15 protein-coding genes are annotated in these 13,343 nt (G+C 68.0%); 7 read left to right on the forward strand and 8 right to left on the reverse strand.

All coding sequences use genetic code 11. The features are described from left to right. Nucleotides 1-30 precede the first annotated feature (30 nt). Nucleotides 31-1,449 (forward strand): MFS transporter, encoded by a 1,419-nt coding sequence (locus MRBLST15_RS14580; protein ID WP_367786441.1) that lies wholly within the window; start codon nt 31-33, stop codon nt 1,447-1,449. Beyond that, nucleotides 1,446-2,117: a DUF7716 domain-containing protein gene (locus tag MRBLST15_RS14585; protein ID WP_367786443.1), complete on the forward strand. Its 672-nt coding sequence runs from the start codon at nt 1,446-1,448 to the stop codon at nt 2,115-2,117. Before MRBLST15_RS14580 ends, MRBLST15_RS14585 begins: the two co-directional genes overlap by 4 nt. A 59-nt stretch (nt 2,118-2,176) precedes the next feature. Here MRBLST15_RS14585 and MRBLST15_RS14590 read toward each other — a convergent pair whose 3' ends face one another. The 4 genes from MRBLST15_RS14590 to MRBLST15_RS14605 are packed head-to-tail and all read right to left on the reverse strand — an operon-like array spanning nt 2,177 to nt 5,037. After that, entirely contained in the window at nt 2,177-2,974 is a 798-nt protein-coding gene (locus MRBLST15_RS14590; RefSeq protein WP_367786445.1) for an N-formylglutamate amidohydrolase, read from the reverse strand. Next, nucleotides 2,967-3,521: an NUDIX hydrolase gene (locus MRBLST15_RS14595; protein WP_089238921.1), complete on the reverse strand. Its 555-nt coding sequence runs from the start codon at nt 3,519-3,521 to the stop codon at nt 2,967-2,969. The genes MRBLST15_RS14590 and MRBLST15_RS14595 overlap by 8 nt, the downstream gene beginning before the upstream one ends. Continuing rightward, entirely contained in the window at nt 3,518-4,459 is a 942-nt protein-coding gene (locus tag MRBLST15_RS14600) for a 5'-3' exonuclease (RefSeq protein WP_367786447.1), read from the reverse strand. The genes MRBLST15_RS14595 and MRBLST15_RS14600 overlap by 4 nt, the downstream gene beginning before the upstream one ends. Continuing rightward, nucleotides 4,456-5,037 carry a nitroreductase family protein gene (locus MRBLST15_RS14605; RefSeq protein ID WP_265953482.1) on the reverse strand — a complete coding sequence of 194 codons (582 nt, stop codon included), beginning with the start codon at nt 5,035-5,037 and terminating at the stop codon, nt 4,456-4,458. The genes MRBLST15_RS14600 and MRBLST15_RS14605 overlap by 4 nt, the downstream gene beginning before the upstream one ends. 332 nt (nt 5,038-5,369) lie before the next feature. Here MRBLST15_RS14605 and MRBLST15_RS14610 point away from each other — a divergent pair, with 332 nt between their 5' ends. Together MRBLST15_RS14610 and MRBLST15_RS14615 are read left to right on the forward strand one after the other, a co-directional pair. Further along, complete coding sequence (locus MRBLST15_RS14610) at nt 5,370-7,691, forward strand: DUF1631 domain-containing protein (protein ID WP_367786449.1); 2,322 nt, start codon at nt 5,370-5,372, stop codon at nt 7,689-7,691. Nucleotides 7,692-7,743: 52 nt separating this feature from the next. Then, nucleotides 7,744-8,823: an NAD(P) transhydrogenase subunit alpha gene (locus MRBLST15_RS14615; RefSeq protein WP_367786451.1), complete on the forward strand. Its 1,080-nt coding sequence runs from the start codon at nt 7,744-7,746 to the stop codon at nt 8,821-8,823. A 71-nt stretch (nt 8,824-8,894) separates the two neighbouring features. Here MRBLST15_RS14615 and MRBLST15_RS14620 read toward each other — a convergent pair whose 3' ends face one another. The 3 genes from MRBLST15_RS14620 to MRBLST15_RS14630 are packed head-to-tail and all read right to left on the reverse strand — an operon-like array spanning nt 8,895 to nt 10,273. Next, complete coding sequence (locus MRBLST15_RS14620) at nt 8,895-9,362, reverse strand: DUF3106 domain-containing protein (protein WP_367786453.1); 468 nt, start codon at nt 9,360-9,362, stop codon at nt 8,895-8,897. 3 nt (nt 9,363-9,365) lie between these two features. Then, a complete protein-coding gene (locus tag MRBLST15_RS14625) occupies nt 9,366-9,692 on the reverse strand; it encodes a hypothetical protein (RefSeq protein WP_265953478.1) in 327 nt (108 codons plus the stop codon). Beyond that, on the reverse strand, nt 9,689-10,273 hold the full coding sequence (locus tag MRBLST15_RS14630; protein ID WP_367786455.1) for an RNA polymerase sigma factor: 585 nt from the start codon (nt 10,271-10,273) through the stop codon (nt 9,689-9,691). The genes MRBLST15_RS14625 and MRBLST15_RS14630 overlap by 4 nt, the downstream gene beginning before the upstream one ends. A 97-nt stretch (nt 10,274-10,370) precedes the next feature. On the opposite strand from MRBLST15_RS14630, the gene MRBLST15_RS14635 reads away from it, so the two are divergent. Beyond that, nucleotides 10,371-10,691, forward strand: coding sequence for an NAD(P) transhydrogenase subunit alpha (locus MRBLST15_RS14635; protein ID WP_089238935.1), 321 nt, complete (start codon nt 10,371-10,373; stop codon nt 10,689-10,691). Beyond that, complete coding sequence (locus MRBLST15_RS14640; protein WP_265953476.1) at nt 10,688-12,148, forward strand: NAD(P)(+) transhydrogenase (Re/Si-specific) subunit beta; 1,461 nt, start codon at nt 10,688-10,690, stop codon at nt 12,146-12,148. Before MRBLST15_RS14635 ends, MRBLST15_RS14640 begins: the two co-directional genes overlap by 4 nt. A gap of 101 nt (nt 12,149-12,249) precedes the next feature. Here the strand turns inward: MRBLST15_RS14640 and MRBLST15_RS14645 are convergent, their stop codons facing one another. Next, complete coding sequence (locus tag MRBLST15_RS14645) at nt 12,250-12,669, reverse strand: hypothetical protein (protein WP_089238939.1); 420 nt, start codon at nt 12,667-12,669, stop codon at nt 12,250-12,252. Nucleotides 12,670-12,790: 121 nt separating this feature from the next. Here MRBLST15_RS14645 and sufT point away from each other — a divergent pair, with 121 nt between their 5' ends. After that, nucleotides 12,791-13,342, forward strand: a complete 552-nt coding sequence (gene sufT, locus MRBLST15_RS14650) for a putative Fe-S cluster assembly protein SufT (RefSeq protein ID WP_025877975.1) — start codon at nt 12,791-12,793, stop codon at nt 13,340-13,342. Nucleotide 13,343: the final 1 nt, after the last annotated feature.

A 13,343-nucleotide genomic window follows, 5' to 3' on the forward strand; every position in this document is an offset into this window, starting at 1 on the left:
CTGCCGTCCCCCCTCCGAACCGGGCGCCGCATGCCTCCCCTGAAATACCCGCGCTGGGCGCTGACCCTGCTGGCCACCGCGCAGCTGATCATCGCTCTGGACGCCACCATCATCTTCGTCGCCCTGCACGACATGGGCCGCGCGCTGCAGATCAATGCGCAGCAGCTGCAGTGGGTGGTCAGCGCCTATACGGTGGCCTTTGGCGGCAGCCTGCTGCTGGGCGGGCGTGCGGCCGATCTGCTGGGACGCCGCCGCTTCTACCGGCTGGGCATGCTGCTGTTCGCCCTGGCTTCGCTGCTGGGTGCGCTGGCGCCCAATGCCACGCTGCTGATCGTGGCGCGTGCGGCGCAGGGCATCGGTGCGGCGCTGCTGTTTCCGGCCACCCTGGCCCTGATCAATACGCTGTATGCAGAAGGCCCGGTGCGCAACCGCGCGCTGGCAATCTGGAGCATGGCCAGCGCGGCGGGCCTCGCGCTGGGGACGCTGCTGGGCGGTGTACTGACCCAAGCCTTCGGTTGGCCGGCGGTGCTGGCGGTGATCGTGCCGTTGGCCACGGCCTGTGCGGTTGCTGCGGGCGCGTGGCTGCCGGCCGATGGCCCGCGCGTGCGCGGCCGTTCCTTCGACCTGGCCGGCTGCCTCACTGTCACCGCCGGCGGCAGCCTGCTGGTCACCACCCTGGTGCAGGGACCGGAGTGGGGTTGGACGGCGCCGGCCACGCTCATCTGCCTGCTGCTGTCAGCGGTACTGCTGACGCTGTTCGTGCAGATCGAAAAGCGCAGCCGGGACCCGCTGATGCAGTTCGCACTGCTGCGCCTGCCTGGCCTGCGTGCAGCACTCGGCCTGACCTTCGCGTTCATGAGCAGCTATGGCGTGCAGTACTACTTCCTGGCGCTGTACTTCCAGGATGGTTACGGCTGGAGCCCGCTGCAGGCTGGCATGGCCTTCCTGCTGCCGACGCTGGTGTGCACCTTCGGCATCCGCATTGCCGAGCGCATGCTGCAGCGCCGTTCGCCGCGGCAGGTGCTGGCATGGGGCTTCGCCGCCGGTGCCGTCGGCATCGCCGCGGTGGCGCTGGCGATGCCGCACGGCGCCGGCTACTGGCCGCTGCTGCCGGGCATCGTGGTGCTCAGCGTCGGCCAGGGCATGAGCTGGACGGCGATGTGGATCGTGGCCGGGCAGGGCGTGCCGGGTCCACAGCAGGGTGTCGCGTCCGGCATGGCCGCAACCGCACAGCAGATCGGCGGCGCGTTGGGGCTGGCGGTACTGGTGATGGTGGCCAACGCCGCGCGTGGCACGCAGGCGGCAACCAGTGCCGATGCCCTGCAGGGCATGGTCAATGCACAGTACGGCGCCGCGTTGTTCGCTGCGCTCGGCGTGGTCATCGCGCTGGGCCTGCGTTCGGCACGGGTAGACTGCGGCTCTCCCGACGCCCTGCCCAACGACGCATGATTGCATTGCTTGATCTTCGCCAGACGCTGGAGGCGTTTGCCTCCTGCAATGACGACCACGACGTATGGGCGTCATTCGGTTGGGTGCACGCTACCGATGACGATCTGCTGCAGGCGCGCTTCTGGTTGCCGGCCGATGAAGACGCCGCGTTCGATGATGACGGTGAGGTGCCCGAGGCCGCGCAGGCGCTGGGTCTGACGACCTGCCTGGAACCGGCTACGTTCGCTGACGTCCTGGATGTGCAGAAGCGCCAGCGTCCGCTTTCTTCCCTGCGCGATTACGCCCAAGCGTTGGCGTACTACGCAGAGTACGACGCCTTCCTGCAGGTGGAGGGTGTCGATGAAGCATTGGGCGAGGCGGGTGCTGCCGAGCAGGCCGCTGCGCGAGCAGCCGGCGTCGGGCCGGGCATCTTCGCTGCGTTCGAGCTGACGCTGGCGGGCTGTGCGGACGAGCAGATCAAGGTTGCGGCACAGCGCGTGGCGCACCTGCTCGACATTCCGGTGGGTGAAGCGCTGGCACGGTGCCGCGCGCTGCCGCTGGTGCTGGGGGAGATGCTGGATCGGCGCCGAGCACAGGCGATCAAGGATGATTTTGCAGCGATCGGCGCGACCGTGCAGGTGCGCGGTTACAAGCCGTTCCCGTGGATGGATGCGCCTTCATTGCGTTGAACAACACCATCCACGCATGGCGTGGATCTACTGGAATGCAACACCATGCGTGGATGCGGTCATCCAAACGCCAACAACTGCGGCTGCAACGCGCTGAAAATTCGCGCCAACCTCTGCGCCCACGCCTGCTGCCCGGCTTCATCGGCAATCAGGTCCTGGCGGATCTCCAGTTCCACATGCACCAGGCCGCGGCCTTCGCCATGCACCGGCACCGCATAGTCGCTGCTGCTGTTGACCGAATAGGGTTCGTTGTCGCCCACCACCAGGTCGCCTTCATCGCGCAGCGCCTGCAGCAGGGCGTGGGCAAAACGCGTGTCCTGGTGGTACAGCACGCCGGCATGCCACGGACGCTCAGCACCGTTCATCACCGGGGTGAAGCTGTGCATCATCACCAGCAGCGTCGGCCGTCCCGCATCGCGTCGCGCATCCAGTTCGGCGTCGATGCGTGCATGGTAGGGCGCGTGGATCGCATCGATGCGCTGCTGCCGCTGCGCGGGCGAGAGCCCGGCATTTCCCGGCACCACGGTGTGGTCGCTGATCTCGGGAATCAGCGTGGGCGAAACCAGCGGGCGGTTGCAGTCGATCAGCAGCCGCGAATAGGTCTGCTCGATCGCCCACGCATCCAGCCGCTCGGCCAGTGCACGGGTGGTGCCGCCGATGCCGATGTCCCAGCCGATATGGCGGTCCAGTTCGATCTGCGGCACTCCAAGATCGGCCAGCGCACGCGGTACCTGCTGGCCGGCATGATCGGCCAGCAGCAGGAACGGCGAAGCGCCCTGCGACCGGTGGATCGTGTAGATCGCCGGGTCGTCGGCGCCCAGCAGCGCCGGCAGCGCGTGCAGGCCGGCATCAGCCACGGGGGCGGCCGTCCAGGTGGTGCTCGATCATCCACAGGCCGGCCCACAGCTTGGCATCGGCTTCGTAGCCTTCGGCCATTTTCTGCACCAGCCAGGCCGCCGCCTGCGTACGCGGAATCTCATGCACGGTGATGTCTTCGCTCTCGTCGCCGCCGCCTTCGCCGATACGACGCAGGCCGGTGGCACGGACGAAGGCGATCTTCTCGCTGCTGGCACCGGAGGAGGTAGGACCGATCATCAGCACTTCAGCGTGCTCGGCGGTCCAGCCGGTTTCCTCTTCCAGCTCGCGTACTGCGGACACTTCGATGGACTCGCCCGCATCGATGTCGCCGACCAGCCCGGCCGGCATCTCGATGGTCGGTGCCTGCAGCGGTACGCGGAACTGTTCAACGAACAGCACCTTGTCCTCGGGGGTGACGGCGATGATGATCGCGGCCAGGCCGCCGGCGTGGGTGCGTTCGCTGTACTCCCAGCTGCCGCGCACGACCATGCGCTGGTACTTGCCTTCGTAGACGACACGCGGTGCTTCGGTATTGCGCTGGCTCATGCGGGCTCGCTGGAAGTGGGAGAAGTGGAAACGGGGTCGGAAATGCCGGCGGCATTGAACAGCCGGCGGCGGGTCATGGGGCCGAAGCGCAGGGTCTGGCACAGGCCGCCGAGCAGCTCCGGATCGGCCGCCTGGCGCGGCATGCCTGGCTGGCAACCTTCCAGTGGGGCGTCCAGTGCGATGGTGGTCAGCTGGCGCCAGAGCTGGGCATGCTCGCGCTGCTCACGCAGGCGCACCGCCATCTGCGCCGCGCCGCGCAGGCGCAGGAACGGCACTTCGTCGAGGCGTTCGTACAACACGTCCATGCTGCCGAAATGGGCCAGCAGCACGGCCGCCGACTTGGCGCCGACACCGCTGATGCCCGGAATGTTGTCGACCGCATCGCCACACAAGGCCAGGTAGTCGGCGATCTGGTGCGCGTGCACGCCGTGCCGGGCCTTTACCCCGGCCACGTTCCAGCGCTGGTTGCGTGCGTAATCCCACTGCTCGTCATGGTCGAGCAGCAGCTGCGACAGGTCCTTGTCGGCAGAGATGATCACGCCGCGATGGCTGGCGCGATGGCCATGCAGGGCGCTGCCGATCAGGTCGTCGGCTTCGTAATCATGATGGGCCAGTACCGCCAGGCCGAGCGCCGCGCACAGCGCCTTGCAGTGCACGAACTGGCGCTTGAGCGCTTCCGGTGCCGGGTCACGGTTGGCCTTGTAGGCCGGGTACAGGCGGTGGCGGAAGCCGCTGTCCAATGCTTCGTCGAAGGCGATGGCGATGTGCCGGGGGCGTTCGCGCTCAAGCAGGTCGAGCAGGAAACGCGCAAAACCATGCACGGCGTTGGTCGGCCAGCCCTGGCTGTCCTGGAACTCGTCCGGCAGCGAATGCCAGGCGCGGAATACGTAGATGCTGGCGTCGACCAGGTACAGCGGCGGCGGTGCCGGCAGGGTCATGCCGGCGGGGTCCAGTCACGCAGCAGGGCTGACGGGTCCGGCCGCTCGCGCTCGGGCACCTCGGCCTTGGGCGTGCCGATGTGGATGAAACCGGCAATGCCTTCGCCCTCGGCCAGCCCCAGATGGGCGTGCACGGCAGGATCGAACGCCATCCATGCGGTCAGCCACTGCGCACCGAAGCCCAGCGCCTGGGCCGCCTGCAACAGGGCAAAGCACACGCAGCCGGCGGTCATCAGCTGTTCCTGGGCGGGCACCTTCGGGTCCGGGCGCGGGCTGGCCACCACCACGATCACCAGCGGTGCATGGCTGAAGCGCTGGCGGTCCTTCTCGAACACGGCGTCGCCGGCATGCGGGTCGCGCTGACGGCTGCGCGCGGCCAGGAAGTCGCCCAGAGTGTGACGTGCATCGCCGGCGATCTTCAGGAAGCGGAACGGTACGCGCTTGCCGTGGTCGGGCACGCGCACCGCCGAGGTCAGCATCCGCTGCAGGGTGGCCGGGTCCGGTCCGGGCTCGCCCAGTTGCCGCGAGGGCACCGAGCGGCGGGCATCCAGGGCAAGCAGGGCAGCTGGGTCGGGCATGGAGTCTGAACCGGTCATCACGGGTCGCTGATTATAGTCGGGCAGGTAGATGACGCCGTTTGTGTCGCGTCAGGCCCCTGAATAGCAAACTGTGATGAACATCATGCCACTGGCGGATCACGGAGCCCCGCTTCCCCTCGCCTCGCAGGCCCTGCACGGCTTACGATACGCAATACTGCCGGGCCGCCGTTCATGAGGTTTGAAGTGAGGACTGTTTCACTGTCCGTGATGGGCTGGCCGGCCTACCATCGAGGGACCGGTGCATGGGGTGTACCGGCCGTCGCGATGTCCATGATGTCTGTCGCACCAGAGAAGGTGGGGAGCCTTCCCGAATGATGAGCGCGCCCACTCCGATGGGATCGCCGGGCCGTGACCCGGCCCAGCTCCAGCTTGCCCGGGACATCGTCCTGCCGGCGTTGTGCCAGGCCTTCGGCGCGGCACTGGCCCGCTTCGATGATGCCCTGTTCGACCGTGCCGGCAATGCCGGCTCGTCGCAGTTGCTGTTCCTGGACGCGATGCGCGAGCTGCGCCGCCGCCGTGAGGACATTGCCGGTGCGTTTGCCGGCCATCTCGGCCATGCCTGGGCCGGTCTGGCTGCGGGCGAGCCCGTCTCTGCCGAGCTGACCCTGTCCGGACCGGCCCAGGATGGCCTGAGCCTGGTGCCGGAACATGTACTGGAATCGCGGTTGGCGGTGCGCAACTTCGCCACCGTGCTGCTGCGCGACTTCAAGCCGGTGCTGGCGCGGCTTGACCGTCGCCTGGGCTGGCTGGGCGGCGGTATCGACCTCGATGCCGACCGCAACCCGATCAGCCCCGAGCATCTGGGCGTGGCCATCCACGAAGCCTTTGCCGGCTGTGAGCTGGCCCCGGAAGTGCATCTGGTGCTGATCAAGTTGTGCGAGCGCGACATGCGCGCGCCGGTGGGTCGCATCTACGAAAAGCTGGACGAGCATCTGGCCGCGGCCGGGGTGATGTCGCAGATGGGTGCCCCGCGCCGCCCACTGGCGGCGGCCCCGACGCAGCACGTTGCGCATGGCCTGGATGATCTGGTCGAGCAGCGCACGGCACCGGGCTTCGACAACGAATTCAATGACGACGAACAGGCCGCACCGGCCTGGGCGCAGCGATTTGCCGCGCGCTGGTCGGAGCGTCGTGGCCACATGCAGCAACACGCGGGTGGCGAAGAGAGCCCGTCCGGTGAAGCCTATTCCGGTCAGCAGGGCATGCTGCTGGAAGCGCTGCACGAACTGCTGCAGCAGACCCGCCACGTGCGCGAGGACGCAACTTCTGCGGCGCAGGTTGCGGTCGGCCAGCATCGCCCGTTGAGCCAGCGCGAAATGATGTCGGTGCTGTCGCTGTTGCAGGCCACGCCCAGTGCGACCCTGCGTGCAGCGATCGGCGAGGACGGTGAATCCTTGGCGCAGCGCTTGAAGAGCGAAGTGCTGTCCAGCGCCACCCGGCTGGGTGTCGACCCGGGCCAGACCCGGCTGGACGCGCAGGACGAGGATGCGATCGATCTGGTCGGCATGCTGTTCGATGTGATGCTCGATGAGCGTGAACTGGAAGGCCGCTCGCGTGAGCTGATCGGCCGCCTGGTGGTTCCGTTCGTGAAGGTGGCGATGCTGGACCGCCGCATGTTCGTGCAGAAGACCCATCCAGCGCGCAAGCTGCTCAACTCGCTGGCCGAGGCCTGCGAGGGCAACACCGGCGAAAGCCAGGCCGAGCGCATGCTGATGGCCAAGGTCGAAGAAATCATCGAGCGGCTGGTCGCCGAGTTCAACGAGAACCTGGCGATCTTCCTGACCCTGGAAGAAGAATTCCGCGATTTCCTGGTGCAGCACCGCCGTCGCGTGGGAATCGCCGAGCGTCGGGCCGCCGAGACCCAGCGCGGCCAGGAAAAGCTGGAAATGGCCCGTACCCGTGCCGGTGCCGAACTGGATCGCCGTATCGGCGATGCCACCTTGCCGCCGGCGATCGCCGAATTCCTGCGTCAGCCCTGGCAGCACCACCTGACCCTGGCGCTGCTGCGCGAAGGTGAGGAGGGTGCCTCGGTGGCCGAAGCGCTGACCTTGGCCGACGGCCTGCTGGAGGAAGTGGCCGAGGCGCGCCGGCAGATTGTCGGCAAGCCGTGGCTGCAGGCCTGGCAGCCGCTGCTGGCCAAGGTGTTTGCCAGCGTTGGCGTGCATGGCGACGCAGCCACCGCAGCCATCGATGCGCTGCACGACACGCTGCAGGGCATCGCCGAATCGCGACCGGAGCTGGAGCGCGCGTTGCCCGAGCTGCCGCAGGTGGTGCTGCCCGCACCGCCGGCACCGGAAACGCCGGCCGTCGAGCTGGGCAGTACCTTCAATACCGACGATTTCGACAACGCCGATGCCGATCGCTTCCGCCGGATGGAAATCGGCAACTGGCTGGACTTCGTCGACAAGGATGGCAAGGTGCAGGCGGGCAAGCTGTCCTGGATCAGCCCGATTTCTTCGCGCCTGCTGTTCGTCAACCGTCGGGGCGTGCGCTTCTGCGTGGCCTCGCCCGAGGAACTGGCGGTGATGGTGCGGCTGGGTCGCCTGCGTCCCCACGTCGACGATGGCGCCTTCGACAGCGCCATGCAGGGCGTGCTTGATCGTCTCGACCCGGGTGGCGCGACGCTGCACTGAGCCGCGTACGCCTGCTAGGATCGGACCCACTCACCGATCAGCGGGAATCTACATGGCCGTGGCGTTGCTGGGGATCAAGGAGACCGCGCCGGGCGAACGACGCGTTGCGCTCACGCCTGAGACGGCGCGCAAGCTCGGTGCGCTGGGCATCACCGTGTGGTACCAGCCCGGTGCGGGCCAGGCCGCCGGTTTCACCGATGCCGCCTACGACGACGCAGGTGCCCGCGCCTTCGACGCCGCCCGTTGGGCCGAGATCGACATTCTGCTGTGCGTGCAGGCGCCACCGGCCGAGGTGCTGGCCCAGCTCAAGCCAGGCGCCAGCGTGGTCGGTCTGCTGACCCCGGCGGCCGACCCGGCGCTGGCGGCGTTGGCCGCCGATGACCGCCTGCATCTGTTCCCGTTGCAGCAGTTGCCGCGTACCACGCGCGCGCAGGCGATGGACGTACTCAGTTCGCAGGCCGGCATGGCCGGCTACAAGGCGGCATTGATCGCTGCCGAACGGGCGCCGCGTTTCTTCCCGATGCTGACCACTGCGGCCGGAACCGTGCGTCCGGCCAAGGTGCTGGTGATCGGCGCCGGTGTCGCCGGCCTGCAGGCCATTGCCACCTCGCGCCGCCTGGGTGCGCAGGTGGAGGGCTTCGACGTGCGCCCGGAAACCCGCGAACAGATCCAGTCGCTCGGTGCGCGCTTCCTCGATCTCGGGGTAAGCGCGGTGGGCGAGGGCGGTTATGCGCGGGCGCTGACCGACGAAGAGCGCGCCGAACAGCAGCGCCGCCTGGGCGACCATCTGCGCAGCGTGGACGTGGTGGTCTGCACGGCCGCCGTGCCGGGACGCCGGGCGCCGACGATCGTCACCGCCGCAATGGTCGAAGGCATGGCTGCAGGCAGCGTGATCGTCGATCTGGCCGCAGAGAGTGGTGGCAACTGCGAACTGACCCAGCCCGGCGAATGCATCGAGCACCAGGGCGTGACCATCGACGGTCCGCTGGGCCTGGCCAGCCGGGGCGCCACCCAGGCCAGCGAGATGTACGCGCGCAACCTGACGAACTTCGTCGCCCTGTTCGTGCGCGACGGCCAGCTTGGTTTCGACTGGGAAGACGAGCTGCTGGCGAAGACGCGCTGGCAGGCGTGATCGGCATGGGGTCAGATCCCTTTGCCTGCGGCAAAGGGATCTGACCCCCGGTCTCGCCCGCAGATCGCGGGTTACCGCGGCTTCGCTGGCGGCGGATTGTCCCGCACCCATTCCCTGCGTTCGTCCGCGCTCATCTGCGACCAGCGCTCGCGCATGGCGTCGCGCTGGGCAGGGCTGAGGTCACGCATCTGGCCGAACAGCGCCCGGGCCTGCTCGCGTTGTTCCGGGCTCATGTGTTCGAAGCGGCGCAGGCCGCGGCGGGCCTTGTCGCGCTCTTCCGGGCTCATCGACTGCCAGCGCTGGCCGTGCGACAGCATGCGCTGGCGCTGCGCGGCGTCGGCGCCGTTCCAGCGGTCACGCAGCGGCGCCAGCAGCGCTTCACGCTGGGCCGGGCTCAGCTGTTCCCAGTTCGGCAGCGGCACGGCAGCCGCAGGGGCCGGCCGCGCGGCAGGCGCTGGTGCGGTGGTCTGCGCCACAGCCGATGCGGCCGGCAGCAGGGTCAGGGCGATCAGCAGGGGCAGGGAGGGGTATCGCAACATGGTTCACTCCATCGCCAGGTCGTTGTCGCCCAGCCACAGGTACAGATCGGGATTCTCGTCGTACAGCACGCCATTGTCTTCTTCTGCGGCCACGATCGGCGCCATGGTGCCGCCCTGATGCTCGCCCGGGCCCACGAACTGGACACCGACGCCCAGCGCGATCACCAGCGAACAGGCGCTGGCCAGCCACCAGCGCCAGCGCCCGGCGTGCGCCGTACTGGCGTTGTGACGGGCACTACGCAGGCGTGCCAGCGTGGCCGGCGACAGCGCCTGCAACGACTGCGCGTGCAGGCTGCGCAGGGCGTCATCGGAAGGCAGGGGGCGGTTCACAGGTGCATCTCCAGTTGATTCTGCAGCGCCTGTCGGGCGCGCGCCAGATGGGTCTTTACCGCGCCCTCGCTGCAGCCCATGGCGCGGGCGGTGGTGGCGCCGTCCAGGTCCTGCAGCACGCGCAGGGTGAAGGCTTCGCGCTGGCGGGCGGGCAGCTCGCGCAGTGCCTGCACCAGCTGCTGGTACTGCTGGCGCTGCTCGTGCGCCTGCGCGGGGTCCGGGCCGGGGTCGGCCCAGTCGATCTCGCCACCGTCGGCGTCCTGGTTGTCGCGCCAGAACGGCAGGCGGAAGCGGCGGCGGCGCTGCAGGTCGATCACCCGCCGGCGCAGGATGCTCCAGAACAGCGGCGCCCACTCGGCGGCCGGCTTGTCGGCGTAGTCCAGCATGCGCATCAACGCGTCCTGCACCGCATCCATGGCGTCGTCGCGCTGGCGCAGGCCGGCTTCGGCGAAGCGGAACGCGCGGGGGCCGACGCTGGCCAGGAACGCTTCCAGCGACGCCGGCAGGGCATCGGTCTCGGCGCTCGGGGGGACAGGGCTGCTCACCAGCACAGGGTACGGTTCCTCGACAGGGGTCACCATCGACAACGCGTGAGTGCCGCCGTGGTTGACCGGGACGCGCGCGGGGTTCAGCCCGTGGTTATGATGGGGCGACGAAGACAGAGCAGGAGCGTTGCCGGTGAGTGACGGGTTCGTGGCGCTGTACATCTTCATGTTGGCCGCGATTGCCGGCCACGTGATCATTTCCCGGGTCCCGGTGATCCTGCATACCCCGTTGATGTCGGGCTCCAACTTCATCCACGGCATCGTGCTGATCGGCGCGATGGTGGTGCTGGGGCACGCGCAGACACCGCTGGAGAAAATCCTCGGGTTCCTTGCCGTGGTGCTCGGCGCCGGCAACGCAGCCGGTGGCTATGTGGTCACCGCGCGCATGCTGGAAATGTTCAAGCCGAGCGTGCGCAAGACCGGCAACGATGAACCGAAGGAGCCACAGGCTTGAACATCAGCACCGTCGAACTGCTCGATTGGCTGGTCAAGGCCAGCTACCTGGTTGCCGCCACCCTGTTCCTGCTCGGCCTGCAACGCATGGCCTCGCCGATGACCGCCAGCAGCGGTATCCGCTGGGCGGGGCTGGGCATGCTGCTGGCGACGGTGGCGACCTTCTTCCTGCCCGAACTGCACAACGTGCCGCTGATCCTGGTAGCACTGCTGCTGGGTGCCGGCCTGGCCTGGTGGTCGGCGGGCAAGGTCGCGGTCACCGACATGCCGCAGATGGTCGCGTTGTACAACGGCATGGGCGGTGGCTCGGCGGCGGCCATCGGCGCGGTGGAACTGCTGCGCTATGCCTTCCTGGCCAACCGCGATACCACCCACTGGAGCGCGCAGGCGCTGGCCGACCTGGCCGCGCGCCAGCCGTCCGGCACGGTGCTGGTGCTGGCCGTGGTCGGCGCAGCGATCGGTGCGGTGTCGCTGTCCGGCTCGGTGATCGCCTGGGCCAAACTCGATGGCCGCCTCGACAAGCGCGTGACCTGGCCCGGCCAGCAGGTGATGAACCTGCTGGTGGCGCTGGCCGTGGTGGTGCTGGGCATCATCGCTGCGAGCACGCTCAGCCCCTGGGCCATCGTCGCCTTCTTCGTGCTGGCGCTGGCGCTGGGCGTGTTGATGACGCTGCCGATCGGTGGCGCCGACATGCCCGTGGTGATCTCGCTGTACAACGCGTTCACCGGCCTGGCGGTGTCCTTCGAAGGCTACGTGCTGGGCAACGAGGCGCTGATCATCGCCGGCATGATGGTCGGCGCAGCGGGCATCCTGCTGACCCGGTTGATGGCCAAGGCGATGAACCGGCCGATCCGCAACGTGCTGTTCTCCAATTTCGGCGCTGGCGCCGGGGGGGAAGCACAGGCGATTTCCGGTTCGCAGAAGCCCATTGAAGCTGCCGACGTGGCCGCGATGATGGGCTTTGCCGAACGTGTGGTGATCGTGCCCGGCTATGGCATGGCCGTGGCCCAGGCCCAGCACAAGATCTGGGAACTGGCACAGCGCCTGATCACGCGCGGAGTGAAGGTCAAGTTCGCCATCCACCCGGTGGCCGGGCGCATGCCCGGGCACATGAACGTGCTGCTGGCCGAAGCGGGTGTGCCGTATGACCTGATCGCGGACATGGACGACATCAATCCCGAATTTGCCACCACCGACGTGGTGCTGGTGATCGGCGCCAACGACGTGGTCAATCCGGTGGCGCGCACCGATCCGGCCAGCCCGATCTACGGCATGCCGGTGCTGGACGTGGTCAACGCGCGCAATGTGGTGGTGATCAAGCGCGGCAAGGGCACCGGCTTTGCCGGCATCGAGAATGCGCTGTTCTACGCCGACAACACGCGCATGCTGTACGGCGATGGTGCCGAGGCGGCGGCCTCGCTGGTCAGTGAGCTGAAGGCGCTCGACGGCGGGCATTGAGGGTTGGGGGCGGATCCCTTTCCGTAGGAAAGGGCTCTGACCCCAGATTCAACCACCCCATCCACGCATGGCGTGGATCCATCAGGGCATCACCGGCGCGATCAACGCGCCAGCCACGCTCCAATCACAACGGCCACCGCCAGCCACAGCCATTCGACCACGCCATTGGCCAGGGTGATCAGCGTCCAGGCCAGGTGCGGGCCCATCCGCAGCGAGGCGTCCCAGGGGTTCAGGCCCATCGAGCCGCCCATCCAGGCACTGGCGATGGCCCAGTTCGCGATGGCGGCTACCAGCAGCGTGCCCAGCACGACCAGGGCGATGCGCAGCTTGCCGGGACCGAGCGTGCCCAGCCGCAGCATGAACACCAGTTCCAGGGCGGTCAGTACCGCCATCCAGCCGACCGGACGGCCGGTGAACAGGGCGATCAGCATCCAGGCGAGGGGGGCGGTGGCCAGCGCCAGCAACAACATGAAGGGCCAGAGCCAGGTAACGGTCCTGGCACGTGCGGCATTGGAGGACATCGAAGCTCCTGAAGGTCGCCCACAGGATACTGTGGTTTGCCGCAGTGCACCGGCGGGGGCCGGGCGCCTACGTTAGAATGCCGTCTTGCGTGGCTTCGGCCGCAGCCCCATATCGGTCCCCATGTATTCCCGTAGCAGCGAACCTGTCCACTTCGAACGCGATTGCGAGGCCGTGATGGTCCCGCAGGGCGACACCGTGACCCTGCCCGCCGGCAGCTATGGGTACATCACTCAGGCGCTGGGCGGCAGTTATTCGGTGTTTGTCGAGGGCAATCTGTTCCGTATCGCCGGCAAGGATGGCGATGCCATCGGCAAGGAGGCGCCGGCACCGCTGGAGCTTCCCGACGATGCCAGCGACGAGCAGGTCGAACAACTGGTGTGGCAGCAGCTGCGCACCTGTTTCGACCCTGAGATTCCGGTGAACATCGTCGAACTGGGCCTGGTCTACGAGGTCGAGATCAAGCACCTGGACGAAGGGCAGCGCGAGATCGATGTGAAGATGACCCTGACCGCGCCTGCGTGCGGCATGGGTGACATCCTGGTCGACGACGTGCGCAGCAAGCTTGAAATGATCCCGACGGTGGCTGAGGCCGACGTCGAGCTGGTCTTCGATCCGCCGTGGAACCAGCACATGATGTCCGAGGCCGCCCGGCTCGAAACCGGCATGCTTTGAC

This window comes from Stenotrophomonas sp. LST15-1-1.1 (genome assembly GCF_040815575.1).
In the GTDB taxonomy this organism is placed as follows: domain Bacteria; phylum Pseudomonadota; class Gammaproteobacteria; order Xanthomonadales; family Xanthomonadaceae; genus Stenotrophomonas; species Stenotrophomonas lactitubi_B.

Excerpts from the sequence above, each read along its gene's own strand:
- MRBLST15_RS14580 (WP_367786441.1), top strand. The coding sequence starts at position 31 with ATGCCTCCCCTGAAATACCCGCGCTGGGCGCTGACCCTGCTGGCCACC.
- MRBLST15_RS14585 (WP_367786443.1), top strand. The coding sequence starts at position 1,446 with ATGATTGCATTGCTTGATCTTCGCCAGACGCTGGAGGCGTTTGCCTCC.
- MRBLST15_RS14595 (WP_089238921.1), bottom strand. The coding sequence starts at position 3,521 with ATGAGCCAGCGCAATACCGAAGCACCGCGTGTCGTCTACGAAGGCAAG.
- MRBLST15_RS14600 (WP_367786447.1), bottom strand. The coding sequence starts at position 4,459 with ATGACCCTGCCGGCACCGCCGCCGCTGTACCTGGTCGACGCCAGCATC.
- MRBLST15_RS14605 (WP_265953482.1), bottom strand. The coding sequence starts at position 5,037 with ATGCCCGACCCAGCTGCCCTGCTTGCCCTGGATGCCCGCCGCTCGGTG.
- MRBLST15_RS14610 (WP_367786449.1), top strand. The coding sequence starts at position 5,370 with ATGATGAGCGCGCCCACTCCGATGGGATCGCCGGGCCGTGACCCGGCC.
- MRBLST15_RS14615 (WP_367786451.1), top strand. The coding sequence starts at position 7,744 with ATGGCCGTGGCGTTGCTGGGGATCAAGGAGACCGCGCCGGGCGAACGA.
- MRBLST15_RS14620 (WP_367786453.1), bottom strand. The coding sequence starts at position 9,362 with ATGTTGCGATACCCCTCCCTGCCCCTGCTGATCGCCCTGACCCTGCTG.
- MRBLST15_RS14630 (WP_367786455.1), bottom strand. The coding sequence starts at position 10,273 with ATGGTGACCCCTGTCGAGGAACCGTACCCTGTGCTGGTGAGCAGCCCT.
- MRBLST15_RS14645 (WP_089238939.1), bottom strand. The coding sequence starts at position 12,669 with ATGTCCTCCAATGCCGCACGTGCCAGGACCGTTACCTGGCTCTGGCCC.
- sufT (WP_025877975.1), top strand. The coding sequence starts at position 12,791 with ATGTATTCCCGTAGCAGCGAACCTGTCCACTTCGAACGCGATTGCGAG.